Genomic DNA, 18,447 nt, shown 5'->3' on the forward strand with positions numbered 1-18,447 from the left:
TCATGATCAAGCGCCTGTTGCCCTGGCTGATCGCGACGCAGGTCTGCGCCGTGGGCGCCGACGCCGCCGCGCAACCCACCGTCAGGTTGAACCACGACGATCTGCAAAAGCGCGCCAACGGGGTGCTGGCGATCATGTCGCTGTCCATCGTGCCGGACATCACCACCAGTTCGCTGTCGATCGGTTCGGGCGGCGGCACCACGTCCGGATCGACCGAATTCTTCATGACCCAGCTGGGCGGCGGCGACACGATCTCGAAATCGGTGCCCATCTACCTGGAAGGCGTGCTGGCCGCCAGCCGCTACGACCCCACCTTCATTGCCTCGCAGGGCGCCGAAACCCGCAAGATACCGACCAAATGGAACAGCGTGTCGGCCACGGGCGGCATCGGCTGGGACTTCAAGCTGGCCGACGAACTGAAGCTGCGGCCGATTTTCAACGTTGCCCTGGGCAATGTCACCAGCGACCTGCGCGCGGCGAGCTGGTACGTGGGGCAAAAGACCGGGCAGGACGTCAACTTCCTGGACAAGGGGTCGTTGAACGCCTACGGCCTGGGCGGCTCGCTGATGCTGGACTACGAGCATTACCGGCCGGGCTATGAGGTGGACGTCGAAATGCGCTATTCGGACATCCGCTTGAAAAGCTTCGCCAGTTCGGCCGCCGTGCAGGGCAACGCCATCGCCCAGTCGGCCAACCTGTGGGCGCGCTACCGGGCGCCCACAGGGCTGACGCTGCTGCAGCGGCCGCTGCGCTACGTGCTGGAACTGACCCATTCCGAGTTCCTGGGCGACCAGCGCGGCGTACTGGGCTTTGACCGCCTGACGTCGGTGGGCGCCGGGCTGGAACTGGATTCCAGCGCCTACAACGTCATCGTGACGCGGACCCGGCTGGTGGGCCGGTATGTGTTCGGCACAGGGGTGTCCGGGTTCTCGGTGGGGCTGGCGGTCAGCTTTTGACGCGGTCGGCTCTAGACGCGGTCGGCTATCGACGCGGTCGGCTATCGACGCGGTCGGCCTATTTCCCCAACGTCAGCCCGCCGTCGATCAGCACCACGCTGCCGGTCATGAACAGGAAGGGCGGCTTGGCCAGCGCGATCATCGCAGCGGCGATTTCCTGGGGCGAGGCGAGCCGATTCAGCGGATGCATCGCCGCCAGCTTGGCTTCGTCCAGCTCGCCCGCCTCGATCGAACGTTCGATCATCTGCGTTTTCACGTAGCCCGGCGCCACCGCCAGGACGCGGATGCCGTCCGCCGCCCACTCATTGGCCAGCGACCGGGTCAGGGTCGCCACCCCGGCCTTGGACACGGCATAGTGCGCGCGCCCCTTCATCATGGTGATGCCGGCGACCGAGGCGATGTTGACGACCACGCCGCGGCGCGCCTTCAGGTGCGGATACAGGGCGTGGGCGCAGTGGAAGGTGCCGGTCAGGTTCACCGCCAGCACCTGCGCCCATTCGGCCGGGTTTTTGTCGGCCACGGGTTCGCGTCCCCCCGCGATGCCGGCGGCGTTGACCAGCAGGTCCACGCCATCGAGCCGGCGGGCGGCGGCCGCGACGCTGGCGTAATCGGCCACGTCCACCGCGGGATCATCGCCGTGGCTGGCGCGGTCCCACACCGCCACCCGCCAGCCGTCCTCGCGCAATTGCCGGGCGCATTCCTGGCCGATGCCGCTGGCGCCGCCGGTCACGACGGCGGTCTTGATCGGGTCGTTGGTCATTTTTATGTCTCCTGGTTGCAGTCGGTGCGATGAACAGGTCAGGCCTTCGAGGCGGCCAGCGGCTTGACGCCGGCCCGGGCGTTGCGCACGCAGATGACCGCCAGCGCCGCGCTGGCCAGGGTGGTCAGCGCGAAGATCCAGGCGGCCAGCTGCCATTCTCCGCCTGTCTGCTGCATGACCCAACCGGTCAGCGTGGGGCCGAAGAATCCGCCAAGCGCGCCGATGCTGGTCACCAGGGCCAGCGGCCCGGCATGGGCGCCGATGCGGTTCTGGATGGCGGCGTTCAGCGGTCCGTAGTAGGCGATGGTGTAGCCGGTGATGAGCGACACCACGGCCAGGAAGGCGGCAATCGACGCCACGGCCGCGCTGGGCAGCAGCAGGAAGCCGCCCGCGCCGGCCAGGCACACGGCCGCCAGGTGCCAGCGCACGTCGCCGCTGCGTTCGCTGCTACGGCCCACCAGGTAGCTGAACACGGCCGCCACCAGGTTCGGAATCATCAGCGCCGAGCCGATCTGCAAGGGCGTGATGTGGTACAGGTTCTTCAGAATCAGCGGCAGGAAATAGGCCAGCGCAAAGGTTGCGGCGTACGCGATCAGCAGGATCAGCAAGAGACCCCACAGCAGCGGCTGGCGGAATACCTGAAAACCGTGGCGCCAAGAGGTTTGGGCGGCGGGCGGGCTGGCTGCCGTCTCGCTGTCCATCACCGCGCGCAAGGATTGGCGCTGGTCGTCAGTGAGCCAGCGCGCATCGGCCGGCGTGGCGGGCAGGTAGCGCAGCACCGCCAGGCCCAGCAGCACCGTGGGCAAGCCTTCCAGCAGGAACAGCCAGCGCCAGCCGGCCATGCCGACGTTGATGCCCATCAGCCCGCCGGCCAGCGGCCCGCCGATGATCATCGCCACGGGCAGCGCCATGATGAACACCGAATTCAGGCGGCTGCGGTAGCGCGGCGGAATCCACGAGGTGATGTAGAAATTCACCGCAGGAATGAAGCCGCCTTCGGTCAGGCCGAGCAGAAAACGCATGGCGTAGAACGACTTTTCGCCCTGTACGGTGGACATCAGGCAGGCCACCAGCCCCCAGCTGAGAAAGACGAAGGCCAGCCAGCGCTGGATGCCGACCCGCTGCAGGGCCAGGTTGGCGGGCACGCAGACGCAGGCGTAGCCGAAGAAGAACAGGCCCGCGCCAAAGCCGTAGGCGGCCAGCGACAGGCCAATGTCGCTGCCCATCTGCAACTGCGCGTAGCTGATGTTGGTGCGGTCGATGAAGTTGAGCAGGTAGCCGGCGAACAGCAAGGGCAGGACCCTGCTGCGAAAGCCGGCTACCGCCTGGTCCGCGCCCGCGGCATTCACAAGGGTGGTCATGGTTGTCTCCTGGATCTATGTTCTTGTTGTCGCCAATCAGGCTTCGGCAACGACGGGGTTGCGCAATACGCCCAACTGGTCGATTTCCACTTCGCAGACGTCGCCCGGCTTCATCCAGACCTGCGGCGACCTGGCCAGGCCGACCCCGGCAGGCGTGCCGGTGATGAGGAGATCGCCGGGATGCAGCGTCATGGCTTGCGAACATGCGGCCACCAGGGTCGCGACGTCGAAAATCATGTCCGCCGTGTTGGCGTCCTGCAAGGTCTGGCCGTTCAGGCGGCACTGGATACGCAGGCCGCGCGCGCCGTCCGGCAATTCGTCCCGCGTGACGAATTCGGGGCCAAAGGCGCCGCTGGCGTCGAAGTTCTTGCCCAGCGTCCACTGGTTGGTGCGCAGCTGAAAGTCGCGCACCGACCCTTCATTGAAGATCGAATAGCCCGCCACGTGGTCCAGCGCCCGATGCGCCGGAATATGGCGGCCGGCCTTGCCGATTACCGCCACCAGCTCGGCCTCGTAGTCAAACTGCGTTGACACCCGCGGGCACACCAGCGCTTCGCCATGCGCCACCCACGACGACGGGTAGCGCGCGAATACCACCGGGTACGCGGGCGGATCGAATTGGCTTTCCGCGGCGTGGTCGCGGTAGTTCAGGCCGATCGCCAGCGCCTTGCCCGGGCGCGTCAGCGGCGGCAGTATGCGCACCTGCGACAGCGGCAGGACGTGGCGCGCCGCCGCCAGGTGCTGCGCCGCGGCGCGCAGGCCCTCGTCGCCATGCGCCAGCAGCGCTTCCAGATGGCGGGGCAGGCCAGCCGCGGTCAGGTCGACAAGGTGGTCGGCATCCCGCCGCAGGCCCAGGTGGGCACCGCTGTCGCCAACGGAAAAGGTGATGAATCGCATCAGGGGCTCCTTCAGGTTCGCGCCCGTTCATGATTGATGAAAAAGGCGTCCGGCACCGCCGGGCCCCACAGGTACAGCGCATCTTCCGGCGGATGGTCGGCCGCGGTCCAGGCCAGGCCCGCCGGGATGTGATCGATATCGAACGAGTATTCGGCGTAGCTGCCCCAGGGGTCTTGCACGTAATGGAAGTAGTTCGATCCCAGCACGTGCCGGCCCAGTCCCCAGCCTTCGGCATACCCCGCCGCGCGCATCTGCTCGGCGCCCGCGCCGACCTCGTCGATGCTGCCCACGTCCCAGCTGCAATGGTGCAGCCCGGCGTGGGTGGACTTGGCGAAGGCCACCAGGTGGTGGTCGGACCCGTGCGGGCCATGCAGGAAGGCCACCAGGTCGCCCGACCGGTCCGACAGCCGCAGGCCCAGCACCCGTATCGCGAATTCCACCATGCGCGACACATCGGGCGTGAAGAACAGCACGTGCGACAGGCGCCGCGGACGCACCTGGGCGGCCTGGCTGCGCAGGCCGGCCGCGCGTTCGCCAGTGGGCACTGCCGCGCGCGGCGAGGGCAGCGACTTGGCATCAGGCGACACCTTGGGCGCCTTGATCAGCTGGATTGGCAGGCCATCGGGATTGCGCAGCCAGAGGCCGTCGCCGTCCGATAGCGGATGCGGATCCGTCGCCAGTCCCAGCGCCGCCACGCGCGCCTGCATCTCGGCCACGTCGTGCTCGTAGAGGCCGAAGCTCACGTATTCCAGCTGCTTGTCGCCGCCGCCATTGGCATACACGGAAGCCCAGCAATGGCGATGGCCCGCGGCATACAGATCCAGGCGGCCCGGGGTCGCGCGCACGTCCAGGCCGAAATGGCGATAGAAGCGTTCGGCCGCATTCAGGTCCGGCACGGACATGACGTAGCGGTTGACGGAATGCACGGCGGCGGTGGAAGGCATCATGTCGCGCTCCTGAAGGTCGTGGCGCCCGTGACGCGGGCGAGCAGGCTCGCGCCCGGCCAGCCATCGCCTCGCCAGGCCACCTGCTGGTCCGGCCGGATCAAGGTCAACCGGGCAGGGTAGTGGCTGGCCACGGCGCCTTCGCGCGGCTGGATGATGGTGAACGGCAGCCTGCGGGCGCGGGCCTCGCCCTGGATTTCTTCCAATTCGCCCGGCGGCACGGACGGCGCGGCCAGCAACGTGAAGCCGAAGCCGAAGTGGTCGTACAGCGAGCTGCCGTCGTGCAGCCACAGATGCGGCGCGCGTGCGCCGGGGCGGGAACTGGGCACGTAGTTGATGAAGTCGCGTTCGGGCGTTGGGCCGGCGTCGCCGACGATCACCGGCGAATCGTCGTAGCGATAGCCCAGCACCACGCCCAGGGTCGCGAATTCGCGCATCTTTTCCACTTCGATGCGCGCGCGGATTTCCTGGCGGATGCGCTGGCCGGCGGGACCGGCGTCCTCGATGCCGTCGGCCAGCAGCTGGTTGCCCAGCGTGGCGTGGTTGACCTCGGCCTCGTCCAGCACCCACTGGTGCAGCGGCCGCCGTTCGGCCTCGTAGCTGTCCAGCAGCGCCGGCCCGCCCCAGCCTTGCAGCGTGGCGGCCAGCTTCCAGCCCAGGTCCACGCTGTCGGCGATGCCCATGTTCATGCCGTAACCGCCAAACGGAGGGTGCTGGTGGCAGGCATCGCCCACCAGGAAGATGCGGCCGCGGCGGTAGCGGTCGGCCAGCAGCTTGCTGGCCACCCATTCGTCGCGGCTCAGGACCTGGTAGGGCAGGTCGATGCCCGTAGCGCGGCCGATCAAGGCGGCCACGTCCACGTCGTCGATGCGGCCGTGGCCGTCAGCGTGGGTCGGCATGAAGAACCAGGTATCGCCCCGATCCATCGGGCCGATCAGGCTGGGCACGTCGCGATTGACCTGCCAGTACATGATGGCCGGCCCCAGGCCGTGCGCCCGATCCAGGCCTGGCGCCCGAAACACGATGTTGAAGTTGCGCGACAGGCCGTAGCGGCCTTCCATGCGCGCGCCGATCAGCTCGCGGACCTTGCTGCGCGCACCGTCCGCGCCCACCAGGTAGTCGGCCTGGACCTGCCGTTCGCTGCCATCGGCGCCATCGCGCATGCGTACCTGCACGCCGGCCGGATGCTGCGACACGTCCAGCAGTTCACAGTTGAAGCGGATCTGCACGCAGGGCAACGACTGGGCGTAGGCGCGCAGCGTTTCCTCCAGCGTGTACTGCGGAATCCATTGCGCATGCTCGGCGTAGAGCGGGTTGCGGCCCGGCGCGCAGTACATGGCGTTTTCGTGGCGCGCCAGTTCCACGCCTGCCAGCCGGGTGCAGAACACCACGTTCGACGGGTAGTCCACGCCCAGCGGCGAGGCCGCGCGCAGACGGTCGGCGATGCCCCAGCGGCGCAGGTGTTCGCGGGTGCGCACGTTGGTGGTCTTGGCGCGCGGCGCGTAGCCCACGCGGTCGTTGCGCTCGATCAGCAGGCACGGAATGCCGCGCACGCCCAGCTCGATGGCCAGGCCCAGTCCGGCCGGCCCCGCCCCCACGATCACCACTCGAAACGATGCCTGCTGTTGCACGGTGTTGTCTCCTGTGCCGGTCGCTCGGATGGCGACGCTTGGACGGAATCCTAGAACCCCCCGATAGATACCGAAAGATGGCAAAATTGTCTTACCGATACCGGATTCGTATCACTTTGGCAAAGCGGCCCCAGCGATGAAACTGAACACCTTGCGTGACTTCCTGGCAGTGGCCGAGCGGGGCGGCGTGCGAGCGGCGGCGCGCCACCTGGGGCTGGCCCAGCCGGCCATCACCCGCAGCATCCACGAGCTGGAAAAGGAACTGGGCGTGGCGCTGTTCGAACGCCACACCAAGGGTCTGCGCCTGACGCCCACCGGCGTAGTGTTCCTGCGGCGCGCCAGCGCCATCCGCCACGAGATCGAACGCGCCCGCGACGAAGTCGAGCAAATGCGCGGCGCCACGCACGGCCGGGTCGCGCTGTGCATGTCCACCGCACCGCACCTGGGCCTGTTCGCCGACGTGCTCAAGCCGTTTCGCGCCCGCTATCCCGACACCCACCTGGAAATCATCGACGGGGTCTATCCCCTGGCCGAGGCATCGCTGCTGGACGGCGCGCTGGACTTCTACATCGGCCCCGTGCCCGCGCGCGTGCCGGGCGAGCTGCAAGCCGAAAAGCTGTTCGACAACACCCGCGTCATCCTGGGCCGCAAAGACCACCCGCTGGCGCACGCCCGCTCGCTGCGCGACCTGGTCGGCGCGGAATGGATCACCACGTCCATCACCCACAAGGCCGAGGAAGAACTCGGCCCCTTGTTCGAAAAGCACGGATTGCCCGCGCCGCGTCTGGCCATGAAAGCGCAGTCCGCCCTGACGTTCCTGACGGCGCTGGTCAATTCGGACCTGCTGATGATGCTGCCGATCCAGTGGTTGCAGCATCCACTGCTGCATGGGGTGCTGCAGGAAATCAAGGTGCGCGAAGCCCTGCCGGCGCCGCCCATCTGCATCGTGCGGCGCACGGGCCTGCCGCTGACGCCGGCCGCCGAACACTATTGCACCCTGGTGCGACGGGTCAGCGCGCGGCTGGCGGCCAAGGCCGGCTCAGGCCGCTAGGCCGGCGCCCGGATCTTCGCCCAGCGTGGCGCCCACCCAGTGCCGGTCGGTGACCAGCTTGCGCGCCACGTCGAACACCATCTTGCCCGTCACCGCGACGGCGGGCGAGGCTTCTTCCTCGGCCAGGTTCACCAGCACGTTCTGCACGCCGACCCCGGTATTGGCGACGCGGGCGAAACTGAGCCCGGGGCGCGGCGAACAGGACGCCACGGCGCTTTGCTGGATGGTCACGCCGTAGCCCAGCCGCACGGCTTCCAGCAGCAGCCCCAGGGAATCGATTTCGGCCTCGATGCGCGGCGCGCAGCCGATCTGCGAAAACGCCACGTCCAGCAGCAGGCGCAGGCCGTGGGCGCGGCTGGGCAGCAGCAAGGGTTTGTCGGCCAGGTCTTCCAGCCGTACGCTGGCCCCCGCAAAGCCGTGGGGCGAAGCCGGGGAACAGATGGCGAACAGGCTTTCGCGCAGGATCGGGGTGCAGTGCCAGCGCTGCGCGATGTCGGTCTGGAACACCACCGCCAGGTCCAGCTTGCGGGCATTGAGCATCTGCGACAGAAAGCCGGAAAACGCCTCGACCAGATGCAGCCGGACCTCGGGGTAGCGCTCACGCATGGCTTGCAGCAGCGGGCCGCCCAGCACGGCCGCGGTGGCCGGGGTGAAACCCAGCGACGCCGAGCCGGTCAGCCGGGCGCCGCGCGCTTCTTCGGTGGCCATTTCGGTCTGGCGCAGGATCTGGCGGGCGCGGCGCAGGAAGGCCTCGCCGGCCGCGGTGGGGGTGGTGCCTTGCACCTGCCGCAGCAGCAGCCGCACGCCCAGTTCGCCTTCCAGGCGCGACACCTGCTGGCTGAGCGCCGCCGTGGCCACGCCCAGGGCCAGCGCCGCACGGCCCATGGAACCGTGTTCGGCGATGGCGACGAAGTAGCGCAACTGGCGTAGTTCCATGATGCCCCCGTCTGCCAGCGTGGCGGACCGGCGGTCCGCGCGCAGCTAGCGTTGATCCTGCCTGGCCACGGCGCTGCCGTGCTGGTCCGGCGTATCGGCCCAGGCCTGGAAGCTGGCCGATGGCGTTACCGCGCCGGCCTGCATCAGCGCCAGCCAGATATCGCAGGCTTCGATGAAGCGATTGATGCCGCAGGGCCACAGCGCCAGGCTCAGTGCCTGCACCATACGCGGCTCGGCCACGCCCGCGGCGTAGCACGCCCGGATCGCCTGCTCGACGCCCCAGTGGTCCGAGCGTGCCGAATGCGCCGACAGCAGCGCCAGCCGCGCCAGCTCTTCGGGCACGTCCAGGCCTGCCAGCAGCGTGCGCATCGCGTCCTGGTAGGCCGCGGCGGCGGGCACGTCCGGAAAGTGGCTTTGCCAATGGCGGTCCAGAAAGGCATAGGCGCCGGTGCCGGCCGACCAGGCCGCTACGCGAAAGGCCGCCTGCGCCTGCCGGCCGGTGCCGCCATGGCGGTAGAACAGGTCGACGTGGTGGGTGCCCAGGGCTTCGCCCGCGGCCGTCAGCAGCACCAGCCAGACGAATTCGCTTTCGAAGGCGGTCAGGTGCTGCGGCTCTTGCACCAGCGTGCGATAGAACGGGCCGTAGGCGTCCTGCAATGCCGGCAGCGCTGCGGCCAGCGCGCCCTGGTGGGGCAGCAGGTAGCCGCGTTGCTGGCGAAAGGCCTCGAGCCTGCGCCGAACGTCATCGGGGGGAGTGGGGCCGGGCTGCGCGGGCGATGACATGGCAGATGCTCATTCCAGTGTGATATTCGCGCTTTTGATCACAGCGCTCCAGCGCTCGCGATCCTGGTCGATGCGTTCGAGGAACGCCTGCGGCGATCCGCCCATGATCTCCATGCCCAGCTCGGTCATGCGGTTGCGCGTGTCCGGCTCTGCCAGCACCTGCTGCAACGCCTGGCTCCAGGCTTGCAGCACGTCGGGCTTGAGCCCGGCGGGCGCGACGATGCCGAACCAGTTCGTGACACTGTAGCCGGGAAGCCATTGCTTGATCAATGGAATGTCGGGCAATTCCGGCGCCGCGCGTTCGCCGGCAAAGGCGATCGGCCGAATCTGGCCACCCCGCACCTGCGGCAGGAAATCGGGCAGATTGCCGATCAGCATGTCGACGCGGCCGGCGATCAGGTCCACCACCGCCTGCGAGCCGCCCTTGTAGGGAATGTGCACGATGTTGACGCCGGCCTGGCTGCGGAACAGTTCGGCCGCCAGATTGGGTGCGGAACCGATGCCGGTGGACGCATACGACAGCTTGCCCGGGTTGGCCTTGGCATACGCGATCAATTCGGGCACGTCGCGAAACGGCGCCTGGGGCGAGGCCACCAGCAGCGAATAGATGCCCGCCACGCCGCAGATCGGCGTCAGGTCTTTCTGCACGTCCAGCGGCAGCGACAGCCCGCGCAATTGCGACGAGATCGTCAGCATGCCCATGGTGGCCAGCCCCAGCGTGTGGCCGTCGGCCGCCGAGCGGGCCACGGCCGAGGCGGCCACGAAACCGCCCGATCCCGTGCGGGTTTCGACGATCACAGGCTGGCCCAGGCGCGCCGCCAGGGGCTGCGCCAGCACCCGGCAAAGCTGGTCGGCGGACCCGCCGGGGCTGAAACCGTTGATCAGCCTGACGACCGTGGTGGGGCGCCATTCGGCCTGTGCCATCGCGGGACGCAGGCGCAGCGATGCCAACGCACCGCCTGCCACCGCCAGCCCCATCAACCTGCGTTTTCCGTGTTCGATGCTGCTCATGTGACGCTCCTTGCCGCCCCGTTTCGGGCTGATCCTGGCCGCACTATAGGGCGGTGGCAAGCAGCGCTCAACGCCGCGCGGGGCAGGAGGGGTTAAGTTTTCGTGAAGGCTGGTGCAAGGGCGGTAGACCCTCTGGCGGGTAGGCCATTTTTCATGAAGAGGGGTATCAAAATTCCCCAGTAGGCCGCTGGCGCATCGCTGCCTAGAATGCCTTGATCCCAACAAAACCAACGGGGCAGGCAGATGAACACGCAAGCGATTTCCAGCCCGCAGCCGCTGCGCGAATACGGCAGCAAAGGCCTTGTCGGCATCCTGATTCCACAAGCCAACACCGTGGTGGAACCCGAGCTTGCGGCGTTGCTGCCCGGCGGATTCACGATGCTGTCGTCGCGCCTCACCGGCAGTCGCACCGATTCTCGCACCCGCCTGACGGATTACTTCGGCAACCTGGGCCACACGCTGGACAGCTTCGACACCGCGCCGCTGGATGCCGCGGGCTATGCCTGCACGGGCAGCTCGTACCTGATCGATCCCGAACTCGAGCGGCGCCGCCTGGACGCGCTGCAGATGCGCCACGGCTATCCGATAGTGACGGCATCGCAGGCCATCAAGTCGGCGTTTGCGCATCTGGGCATCCGGCGCATTGCGCTGGTGTCGCCGTATCCGGCCTGGATGACCGCGCTGTGCCAGGCCTACTGGGCGGCGGCCGGCATCGACGTGGCCGACACGGCCGCCATCGATCTCGATACCGCCGACACCCGCGCCATCTATGCCATCACCACGCCCACCGTCATGGCGGCGTTCGACGCCTTGCGTTGGCAGGACGCCGATGCCGTGCTGTTTTCGGGCACCGGCATGCCGACGCTGCCGGCCATACAGCGCGTGGCGGCGCTGACGGGCAAGCCGGTGCTGTCGTCCAACCTGTGCCTGGCCTGGGAACTGTTGCGCGTGACCGGCAATGGTCAGCACCTGCCGCCGCCGGATGCGACCCAGCCGCTGTTCGGCGGTTGGGCGGAACGCGTGCCGGGCCAGGGCGGTCCCTCGGCACCCCCTTGATCGCAGTCCCCTTGATTTGCGCCGGCACGCCTGCCGGCCGTCCCAGGAGCGGCATCATGCCTGTCTTTCCATTCCCGGCCCGGCCCTTGCGCCGCGGGCCTTTGCCGGTTTGCGCCCTGGCTGTCCTGATCGGGCTGGCGCCATGCGCGGCGTGGCCGCAGGAATTTCCCGAGCGGCCCGTTACCCTGATCGTGCCGTTCTCGGCCGGCGGTCCGACGGATGTGACCGCCCGGTTGTTCGCGCAAGCCATGGCCCGCGAAGCCGGCAAGCCGGTCATCGTCGAGAACCGCCCCGGCGCGGGCGGCGCCACCGGCGGCGGCATCGCGGCCCGCGCCAAGCCCGACGGCTACACGCTGTTGTGGGCCGGCACCAGCACGCTGACGGTGGCGCCGGCGTTGTATGCCTCGCTGCCGTATGACGCGCACACCTCGTTCCAGCCCGTGGGGCGGGCCATGACCGGTCCGCTGGCGCTGGTGGTGCACGGCAAGCTGCCCGCGCGGTCGGTGGCTGACCTGGTGGCGCTGGCCCGTGCCAAGCCGGGCGCGATCAATTTCGGGTCGGCCGGCATTGGGTCGATCATCCACCTGACCGGCGAGATGTTCCGCCAGCGCGCGGCCATCGACATCACGCACATTCCTTACAAGGGCAATGCCGAGGTGCTGACCGACCTCAGCGCCGGCCGCTTGCAGATGGCCTTCATGGCGCTGGGCCAGGTCATGCCGCAGCTGGGCAAGGGCGACATCCGGGTGCTGGCCGTGACCAGCCGGGACCGCGTGGCGAGCCTGCCTGGCGTGCCCACCGTGGCCGAAAGCGGCTATCCGGGCTTTGAATCGGTGGAATGGTTCGGGCTGCTGGCCCCGGCCAAGACCCCGGTGGATGTCCTGCAACGCCTGCAGCGGCTGTACGCCGCCGTGGCCAGCCAGCGCGCGGTGGCCGACGCCATCGCGGCGCTGGGCTACGTGGCCATCCGGGACACGCCGGAACAGTTCTCCCGCACCATCGCGCAAGACGCCGACACATGGCGCCAGACGGTGGTGGCCGCGCATGTCACCCTGCAATGACGGGCGCCGATCATTTCGTTCAAAAGAGGTTTTCGACATGACTTCGACTTACCCCGTCATCATCGTCGGCGCCGGCCCGGTGGGCCTGGCGCTGGCGCTGGACCTGGGCTGGCGCGGCATTCCCAGCCTGGTGCTGGAAAAGGGCGATGGCGCCGTGGCGCACCCGCGCACCGGCCTGATCGCGGTGCGCACCATGGAGTTCTTTCGCCGCTGGGGCATGGCGGACCGCCTGCGCGACTGCGGCTTTCCCAAGGATTACGCGCTGTCGATCGAGTTCTGCACCAGCCTGCAAGGCCATACCCTGGAGCGCGACGACTATCCCAGCATGGCGCAGATGCCCACGCCGGCGTGGACGCCGGAAAAGAAGCAGCGTTGTCCGCAGCAGTGGATGGACCCCATCCTGAAGCAGGAACTGCGCCGCCAGGGGCAGGCCGAGCTGCGCTTGCATACCGAGGTCACCGGGTTCGAAGACACCGGCGACGAAGTGATCGTCACCGCGCGGGACCACGGCCGCGGCGAACCCGTGACGTTCCGGGGCCGCTACCTGGTCGGCTGCGACGGCGCCGGGAGCGTGGTGCGCCGCCAGCTGGACATTCCCATGGTCGGCAATGCGCACATCAACTATTCCATGAGCATCCTGTTTGCCTGCCCCGGCCTCTTGGGCCGCTGCCGCCGCGACGCGGCCGAACGGTTCCTGCTGATCGGGCCGGAAGGCACCTGGGGCAACCTGACGGTCATCGACGGCGACGCGCTGTGGCGACTGACCGTCTACGGCACCGCCGACAAATTCGACCTGGAACACTTCGACGCGGCGGCCTACGTGCGCCGCGCCCTGGGCGAGACGCCGGGCGCCGCCATCCCGTTCACGATCCAGTCCGTATTGCCCTGGAAGCGCACCGAACTGGTGGCGCAGCGTTACCAGATGGGCCGGGCGCTGCTCGCCGGCGACGCGGTGCACACCATGTCGCCCACCGGCGGCATGGGCATGAACACGGGCATGGGCGACGCGGTTGACCTGGGCTGGAAGCTGGACGCGATGCTGCAAGGGTGGGGCGGGGCGTCGCTGCTGGCCTCGTACGGGCTGGAACGCCGGCCCATCGCGGTGCGCAACGCCGCCTATTCCACCCGCAACTTCCAGACCTGGACGTCCGCGCCGCGCTATGACCGCGTGCTGGAAGACGACCCGCAGGCCCACGCCCAGCGCCGCCTGATCGGCGCCGACCTGAAACGCGCCACCGCCACCGAATGGCAGTCGTGGGGTTTGCAAGTCGGCTATCGCTACGAGAATTCCCCGATCTGCATTCCCGACGGCACGCCGCCCACGCCCGATGACTATTCACGCTACCAGCCCACCTCGCGTCCGGGCGCGCGGGCCCCGCATGCCTGGCTCGACGCCGGGCGCTCGACGCTGGACCTGTACGGCCGCGGCTATGCGCTCCTGGCCTTTGCCGGCGCCCATACCGGCTGCGTGGCCAGCCTGCACAGCGCCGCCGCCAGCCGCGGCGTGCCCCTGTCGGTCAGGCCGATCGCCGACGAATCCATCCACGAGCTGTACGAAGCGCCGCTGGTGCTGGTGCGGCCCGACGGCCACGTCGCCTGGCGCGGCGCCCACGTCGACAACGCGCCCATGATCATCGACATCGCACGAGGAGCCCTCTGACATGAAAACCTTCCACACGGGCAACGACCGCTATCCTTTCAGCGCCATCGTCAACCGCCCCACCTACCACTGGCCGGGCGGCAAGCGCCTGGCCGTGTACTTCGCCATAAACATCGAAGCCTTCGAGTTCGGCCTGAACCCGGGCAAGGATTTCACCTCGTCGCCCGCGGCGCCTTACCACCGCGGTTATGCCTATCGCGACTATGGCAACCGGGTGGGCGTCTGGCGCCTGCTGGCGCTGTTCGAGGCTTTCCGCATCCCGCTGGCCGTGCTGGTCAACGGGTCGGTGTATGACGTGTGCCCCGACGTGCTGGCGCCGTTCCGGGCGCGCGGCGACGAATTCGTGGGCCATGGCCGCACCAATTCAGAGCGCCAGATCGACATGGCGCCCGACGAAGAACGCCAGATGCTGCAGGACGTGCGCGCACGCATTGCGCAGGAAGAGGGTACGTCGCCGCAAGGCTGGCTGGGGCCGTTCATCTCGCAAAGCCCGCGCACGCCCGAATTGTTGAAGGACGCCGGCTTCTCCTACATGCTGGATTGGTGGTTCGACGACCAGCCGACCTGGTTTCGCACCGATCGCGGCCCGATTCTTGCCATGCCGTATCCGTCCATGGAACTGAACGACCTGCCGGCCTACATCAATCGCGGCGCCAGCGATGGCGACTTCGCGCAGATGGCCATCGACGCCTTCGACGAGCAACTGGCCGAATCCGTGAAGTTTCCGCAGGTGTATTGCGTGGCCCTGCATACGTTCCTGAGCGGCCAACCCCAGCGCATCAAGCGCCTGCGCGACGTGCTGCGGCACATCAGCGCCCGGCGCGACGACGTCTGGCTGGCCACCCCGGGCCAGATCGCGGCGCACGTGGCGAGCCTGCCTGAGGGCATCGTGCCGGGCGGCCCCGCCTAGCCGCGCCCGACGCCGCGCCGGGCGGCCGGCGCGGCGCGGGTTCAGGGCTGCGGCAGGATCGCCGGCGGCAACGCAGCGCAGTGGTCGTAGATCTCGCCGGGCCGGGTGAACCAGAGTCGGTCGCGCTGGGGATGCCGGGCGATGTACTTCAACGCGCGGCGCAACGACCGCAGCCGATAGGGCTGGCCGACGATCATGGTGTGCAGCGCAATGCCGAACACCAGCGGCTGGCGCGTCGACTGTTCCAGCATTTCCTCGAACTGCTCGATGATCATGTGCTCGAAGTCCTGCGGCGTATGCCGGCGCACCAGCATCTGCGGCGAATCATTGATTTCCAGCGGGTAGGGCACCGACATCAGGGGCCCCTGGCGGGTGTGCATCCACAGCGGCTGGTCGTCCGCCGGCCAGTCCATGACGAACTTGTAGCCCGTCTCGACCAGCAGCTCCGGCGTCTGGTGGCTTTGCGACATCCACGGGCCCATCCAGCCGCGCACGTCCTGGCCCGTATGGCGCTTGATGGCCTCGCGCACCTCGTTCAGCAGGCGTTTTTCGTCGTCCGGCCACAGGTGGCCCTGGGCCTCGGCATTGGTGCGGCCGTGGCCGATGATCTCGTCGCCGCGCGCCATCACCCGCTCGGCAATCTGCGGCGCGTAGTCGAAGAGGGCGGTGTTCAGCAAGTGTGCAGCGGGCAGTTGCAGTTCGTCGAACAGATCGAACAGCCGCCAGACACCCACCCGGTTGCCATAGTCGCGCCAGGCAAAGCCGCGCGCATCGGGCTGCGGCAGTTCGGTGCCCAGGTGATGGCCGCGGCCGGCGCCAAAGGCAAAGTGTTCGATGTTCAGGCCGATGTACACGGCCAGGCGCTTGCCGCCCGGCCAGTCGTAATTGCCGCGTTCGACGATGGCGCTGTAAGGGTAGCGGTCGTGATACGGAAGCTGCATGGTGGTTTCCTCAGGGTGGTTTCCTGTCAGACGCCAAGGAATGCCGTCTGGACCCGCGGGTCGGACAGCAGGGCCTCGGAGGGATCGTCGTAGACTTTTTCGCCCAATTGCAGGATGGCGGTGCGGCGGGCCACGCGCATCGCCCAGTTGGCATTCTGTTCGGCCAGCACGAACGCCAGCCCCTCGCGCGCCTGGATCTCCAGCAGGATGTCGCCGATGCGCTCGACCACGATGGGCGCGAGACCCAGCGACGGCTCATCCAGCAAAAACAGCTGGGGCCGGCTCATCAGTGCGCGGCCGATCGCCAGCATCTGCTGTTCGCCGCCGGACAGGCTGCCGGCGGCCTGGCGGCTGCGTTCCTTCAGCCGGGGAAAATAGCGGTGGATCTCTTCCAGCCGCGCCGTGGCGCTTTCGCCGCCGCGGCCAAAAGCGCCCATCTTCAGGTTTTCGGCCACCGTCAGTGACGGAAACACCCGCCGCCCTTCGGGCGAGAAACCGATGCCCAGCCTGACCACGTCAGACGCCGGCAGCCCCTTGATGCTGCGGCCTTGCCACAGCACATCGCCGCCATAGTGGCGCGCCAGGCCGACCACGGCGCGCAGCGTGCTGCTCTTGCCGGCGCCGTTGGACCCGATCAAGGCCAGCGTTTCGCCGGGTTCGACCGTCAGGTTCAGCTTGCGCGTGCCGGCGACCGGGCCGTAGCGCACCTCCAGATCACGCAATTCCAGCAGTGACATTCTTCGTCCCCAGATAAGCTTGCACCACCCGCGTATCGCGCAGGACGTCGCCCGGCAGGCCGCGCACCAGCTCGCGGCCGGCGGCCACGACCAGCAGCCGGTCGCACAGGCCGGCGATGAAACGCATGTTGTGGTCGATGACCACCAGCGTGACGCCCGACGCCCGCACTTGCAGGATCACGTCGCGCACCTGGTCGGTTTCTGCTGCGCTCAGGCCCGCCACCGGTTCATCCAGCAGCAACAGGCGCGGCCGCGCGGCCAGGGCGATGGCGATGCCCAGGATCTTCTGCACGCCATAGGGCAGGCTGCCCGCCGGGGTGTCGGCGACGTCGCGCAGCGCCATGTCGTCGAGCAGGCGTTCGACCAAGGCGTCCGCCTCGGCGCGGCGGCGATGGGCCCGGGCCGAGCCGAACAGCGCGGCCAACACGCCCGGGTAGCGCGTCAGGTAGCTGCCGCGCACCAGGTTCTCGCGCACGGTGCAGGCGCCATACACGGCGGTGGACTGGAAGGTACGCACCAGCCCGCGTGCGCTCAGCGCCGACGTCGCCAGCCCCGTGACGCGTTCCCCGGCAAAGGCCACCGCGCCGCCGGTCGGGCGCAACACGCCGCTGACCAGGTTGACCAGGGTGGTCTTGCCGGCGCCGTTCGGGCCGATGATGCCGAGGATCTCGCCTTCGCGCACATCGAAGCTGACGCCATCCACCGCCTTGAGGCCGCCGAAACTGCGGCCGATGCCCTGGACTTCCAGCAGGGCGCTCATGCCGTTTTCCCCTGGGCGCGGCGGCCGCCGAACCAGCCCGCCAGGCCGGCGATGCCCGCGGGAAACGCCGCCATCACGACGATCAGCGCCACCCCGAACAGGATCCGCTGGATCTCGACGTAGCCGCGCAAGAGTTCAGGCAGCGCCACCAGGAACACCGCGCCGAGGATGGGGCCGACCACGTTGTACATGCCGCCCACCACATTCATCACCACCAGGTTCAGCGACTCGGCCATGCCGAAGGTGGACGGGTCGATGTAGCGCATGAAAAAGGCCAGCAGACCGCCTTGCACGCCGGCCAGCGCGCAGCCCAGCACGAATACGCCCACTTTCAAGGGCAGTCCGCGCACGCCGGTGCATTCGGTCAGCTGCGGCGCTTCGCGCACCGCGTCGATGGCCCGGCCCGTCTCCGACAGCAACAGGCGCACGCACAGCAGCACCGTCAACGCGGCCGCGGCCAGCGCCACGTAGTACTGCGCCAGCGGCGAGGTCCAGGCGGCATTCAGGGGCGGCAGGTTCGACAGGCCGCTGGCCCCCCCTGTCACGCTTTGCCATTCGACCAGCACCAGCCGGATGATCTCGCCCAGCAGGAAGGTCACCAGCACGAAGTATTTGCCGGTCAGGCGCAGCAGCACCGGCCCGACCAGCAGCGCCAGCGCGCCGGCCGCGGCCGCGCCGATGGCCAGGCCGATCGCGGGCGGCAGGTCGAACCGCAGCACCGACAGCGCGCAGGCATAGGCGCCCACGCCCATGAAGCCGGCATGGGCCAGCGAGATGTGGCCGGTGCGGATGATCAGATGCAGGCTCACCGCGCCGATCACATTCAGCAGGATGAGCGCGCCGGTCGCCAGCAGGAAAGGATTGTCCAGCGCCAGGGGCGCCAGGGCCAGGATGGCCAGCGCGGCCGACCCGGCAGAGAGCGCCAGGCTGGCGCGCCGCGGCCGGGCGGCCACGCCAGGCAAAGACAGGGGATGAGGCATCATGGAATGGTC

General features: G+C 68.5%; 18 protein-coding genes. 6 read left to right on the plus strand and 12 right to left on the minus strand.

Annotated features, from left to right (window positions below):
- Positions 1–2 precede the first annotated feature (2 nt).
- Positions 3–956 carry a hypothetical protein gene (locus tag AC3WMR_RS11890; protein ID WP_492263270.1) on the plus strand — a complete coding sequence of 318 codons (954 nt, stop codon included), beginning with the start codon at positions 3–5 and terminating at the stop codon, positions 954–956.
- Positions 957–1,014: 58 nt separating this feature from the next.
- Here the strand turns inward: AC3WMR_RS11890 and AC3WMR_RS11895 are convergent, their stop codons facing one another.
- From AC3WMR_RS11895 to AC3WMR_RS11915, 5 genes are read right to left on the minus strand one after another with little or no spacing between them, the layout of a single operon-like run.
- Positions 1,015–1,716, minus strand: a complete 702-nt coding sequence (locus AC3WMR_RS11895) for an SDR family NAD(P)-dependent oxidoreductase (RefSeq protein ID WP_492263271.1) — start codon at positions 1,714–1,716, stop codon at positions 1,015–1,017.
- Between the two features lie 38 nt (positions 1,717–1,754).
- The gene (locus tag AC3WMR_RS11900) at positions 1,755–3,077 is read right to left on the minus strand and encodes an MFS transporter (RefSeq protein ID WP_492263272.1); all 1,323 of its coding nucleotides are present in this window, start codon (positions 3,075–3,077) and stop codon (positions 1,755–1,757) included.
- Between the two features lie 36 nt (positions 3,078–3,113).
- Entirely contained in the window at positions 3,114–3,974 is an 861-nt protein-coding gene (locus AC3WMR_RS11905; protein WP_492263273.1) for a fumarylacetoacetate hydrolase family protein, read from the minus strand.
- Positions 3,975–3,985: 11 nt separating this feature from the next.
- Positions 3,986–4,921 carry a VOC family protein gene (locus tag AC3WMR_RS11910; RefSeq protein WP_492263274.1) on the minus strand — a complete coding sequence of 312 codons (936 nt, stop codon included), beginning with the start codon at positions 4,919–4,921 and terminating at the stop codon, positions 3,986–3,988.
- Complete coding sequence (locus tag AC3WMR_RS11915; protein ID WP_492263275.1) at positions 4,918–6,549, minus strand: FAD-dependent monooxygenase; 1,632 nt, start codon at positions 6,547–6,549, stop codon at positions 4,918–4,920. The genes AC3WMR_RS11910 and AC3WMR_RS11915 overlap by 4 nt, the downstream gene beginning before the upstream one ends.
- A 136-nt stretch (positions 6,550–6,685) precedes the next feature.
- Between AC3WMR_RS11915 and AC3WMR_RS11920 the strand changes: the two genes are divergently transcribed.
- Positions 6,686–7,600, plus strand: a complete 915-nt coding sequence (locus AC3WMR_RS11920; RefSeq protein WP_492263276.1) for a LysR substrate-binding domain-containing protein — start codon at positions 6,686–6,688, stop codon at positions 7,598–7,600.
- Here AC3WMR_RS11920 and AC3WMR_RS11925 read toward each other — a convergent pair.
- Genes AC3WMR_RS11925 through AC3WMR_RS11935 form a run of 3 tightly spaced genes read right to left on the minus strand, consistent with a single transcriptional unit; the run spans position 7,589 to position 10,330 of the window.
- Positions 7,589–8,536 carry a LysR substrate-binding domain-containing protein gene (locus AC3WMR_RS11925; RefSeq protein ID WP_492263277.1) on the minus strand — a complete coding sequence of 316 codons (948 nt, stop codon included), beginning with the start codon at positions 8,534–8,536 and terminating at the stop codon, positions 7,589–7,591. The two genes, AC3WMR_RS11920 and AC3WMR_RS11925, sit on opposite strands and share 12 nt — an antisense overlap.
- A 45-nt stretch (positions 8,537–8,581) precedes the next feature.
- The gene (locus tag AC3WMR_RS11930) at positions 8,582–9,319 is read right to left on the minus strand and encodes a hypothetical protein (protein WP_492263278.1); all 738 of its coding nucleotides are present in this window, start codon (positions 9,317–9,319) and stop codon (positions 8,582–8,584) included.
- 9 nt (positions 9,320–9,328) lie between these two features.
- Positions 9,329–10,330, minus strand: a complete 1,002-nt coding sequence (locus tag AC3WMR_RS11935) for a Bug family tripartite tricarboxylate transporter substrate binding protein (RefSeq protein ID WP_492263279.1) — start codon at positions 10,328–10,330, stop codon at positions 9,329–9,331.
- A 243-nt stretch (positions 10,331–10,573) separates the two neighbouring features.
- Here AC3WMR_RS11935 and AC3WMR_RS11940 point away from each other — a divergent pair, with 243 nt between their 5' ends.
- Genes AC3WMR_RS11940 through AC3WMR_RS11955 form a run of 4 tightly spaced genes read left to right on the plus strand, consistent with a single transcriptional unit; the run spans position 10,574 to position 15,017 of the window.
- Positions 10,574–11,386: a maleate cis-trans isomerase family protein gene (locus AC3WMR_RS11940; RefSeq protein WP_492263280.1), complete on the plus strand. Its 813-nt coding sequence runs from the start codon at positions 10,574–10,576 to the stop codon at positions 11,384–11,386.
- A 56-nt stretch (positions 11,387–11,442) separates the two neighbouring features.
- A complete protein-coding gene (locus AC3WMR_RS11945) occupies positions 11,443–12,447 on the plus strand; it encodes a Bug family tripartite tricarboxylate transporter substrate binding protein (RefSeq protein WP_492263281.1) in 1,005 nt (334 codons plus the stop codon).
- A 37-nt stretch (positions 12,448–12,484) separates the two neighbouring features.
- Positions 12,485–14,107, plus strand: a complete 1,623-nt coding sequence (locus AC3WMR_RS11950; RefSeq protein ID WP_492263282.1) for an FAD-dependent monooxygenase — start codon at positions 12,485–12,487, stop codon at positions 14,105–14,107.
- Between the two features lies 1 nt (position 14,108).
- Positions 14,109–15,017, plus strand: a complete 909-nt coding sequence (locus tag AC3WMR_RS11955; protein WP_492263283.1) for a polysaccharide deacetylase family protein — start codon at positions 14,109–14,111, stop codon at positions 15,015–15,017.
- Positions 15,018–15,058: 41 nt separating this feature from the next.
- Here the strand turns inward: AC3WMR_RS11955 and AC3WMR_RS11960 are convergent, their stop codons facing one another.
- The 4 genes from AC3WMR_RS11960 to AC3WMR_RS11975 are packed head-to-tail and all read right to left on the minus strand — an operon-like array spanning position 15,059 to position 18,438.
- Positions 15,059–15,958, minus strand: a complete 900-nt coding sequence (locus AC3WMR_RS11960; protein ID WP_492263284.1) for a polysaccharide deacetylase family protein — start codon at positions 15,956–15,958, stop codon at positions 15,059–15,061.
- A 26-nt stretch (positions 15,959–15,984) separates the two neighbouring features.
- Positions 15,985–16,689, minus strand: coding sequence for an ABC transporter ATP-binding protein (locus AC3WMR_RS11965; protein ID WP_369797695.1), 705 nt, complete (start codon positions 16,687–16,689; stop codon positions 15,985–15,987).
- Positions 16,673–17,455 carry an ABC transporter ATP-binding protein gene (locus AC3WMR_RS11970; RefSeq protein WP_492263285.1) on the minus strand — a complete coding sequence of 261 codons (783 nt, stop codon included), beginning with the start codon at positions 17,453–17,455 and terminating at the stop codon, positions 16,673–16,675. Before AC3WMR_RS11970 ends, AC3WMR_RS11965 begins: the two co-directional genes overlap by 17 nt.
- On the minus strand, positions 17,452–18,438 hold the full coding sequence (locus AC3WMR_RS11975; RefSeq protein ID WP_492263286.1) for a branched-chain amino acid ABC transporter permease: 987 nt from the start codon (positions 18,436–18,438) through the stop codon (positions 17,452–17,454). Before AC3WMR_RS11975 ends, AC3WMR_RS11970 begins: the two co-directional genes overlap by 4 nt.
- Positions 18,439–18,447 lie beyond the last annotated feature (9 nt).

It is taken from the genome of Achromobacter sp. FW305-C-28, assembly GCF_058783235.1.